At 71.5% G+C, this 1,397-nt stretch carries 1 protein-coding gene; it reads right to left on the reverse strand.

All coding sequences use genetic code 11. The features are described 5' to 3' along the window. Nucleotides 1-1,250 (reverse strand): choice-of-anchor A family protein (locus G6045_RS40550; protein WP_165337256.1); only part of this gene is annotated, 1,250 nt, incomplete at its 3' end. Nucleotides 1,251-1,397: the final 147 nt, after the last annotated feature.

Here is a 1,397-nt window from a genome sequence, read left to right on the forward strand (position 1 = left end):
GTGGGTGTCGGCGTAGGGGCGGGCGTGGGCGTCGGCGTCGATGTGGGTGTCTCGGTGGGGGTCGGCGTCGGCGTCGGCGTCGGTGCGCCGGACTCGCACGACAGGTCCGCGGCGAACGGGAAGTAGTGGATCTCACCCGCGTTCACATCCGACCCACCGGACCCTTCCGTCCCGGCCAGTGGTCCCGCGACCAGCGACTTCACGATGACGTCACCCTCGATGTCGGAGGGGTCGACATCGGTCAGATGCGCGTCCGGCGCGTAGATCGTGCCTTTGATCGAATCGCCGTCCGTGATCGTGATCCCGGTCGCGTCGGGGAAGTCCCAGAGGATGTACGGCGCGTCGGTGCCCGAGACGCCCGCCATGTTCGGGGTCGACCAGTCGAAGTCGCCGCCGGTCGCGGTGGTGTCGACGACGATGGCGAGGGGTGTGTCCGCGCTAGGCCGCGTCGTGAACGTCATGATGTCGATGCGGTCGAGCTGCTCACCGGTCAGGTGCAGCACGTTGGTCCTGCCCGGGGTCAGGTTGACGGTGACGTTGGAGCCGGCGGGCGGGTCCGTGACGACAGCGCCGCTGCTCGTGTCGGTCAGGACGACGTTGTCCTCGCAGCCGGCGATCCGGGCGGCCCGGGTCCGGTACGTCGTGAACAGCGCAGGGAAGTCCATCAGGTCCGCCGCCTGGACGGAGCCGGCGTCCTGCCGGGTGGTCAGCTCGATACGCGGCGTGGAGTCGTAACCCGAACCCGCCGCCACCACACGGGTGTTGACGGATGCGCCGTTCCCGTCCGTGGCCAGGGCCTGACCGCCCGCCATGTCCCCGATGTGGACGTAGCCGTTCGTCAGCACCTTGAGCACACCGGCCGGGCTGCTCGCCGCGTAGTCGACGGAGCCGCCGACGAGCAGCGCGGTCGGAGTGCTCTCGCCGGGCGCGGTGAAGGTGCCGGGGGTGTGCAGGGAGACGTTGTAGCCGGCGCCCATGGTGAGGTTTCCGCCGACGGCTACGGGCCCCTCGGACTCGGTGCGGCCGAGGATCGCGTCGCCTTCGGTGACCACGCCGAAGCCGTTGTTGCCGGCCACGGGGTTGCCGATCGAGACGGTCTCGCGGGCGGTGGAACGGGCCGAGGACACGGGGCTCGCCGCGAGCAGCAGCCCGCCGGCGCATACGGCACAGGTCGTGGCGGCCCCGAGCGCGGCCGGCCCGGCCATCGCCCAGGTCCTGCCACGCCGGGACGCTCTGGGGTGCTGGGTCATACGGCGCACTGTGATCCTCGTACGAGGACCTCACCGGCCCCCACGCCGAACGGCACCCTTACGCGGGAACGTCCACGGGGCAACCGGCGGCGCCCGCCGCACTCAGGACGCCCCGACTCCGCGTCCCCGCCCTCGGCTCCCCGACTC

It is taken from the genome of Streptomyces mesophilus (assembly GCF_011044995.1).
Taxonomy (GTDB): Bacteria; Actinomycetota; Actinomycetes; order Streptomycetales; family Streptomycetaceae; genus Streptomyces; species Streptomyces mesophilus.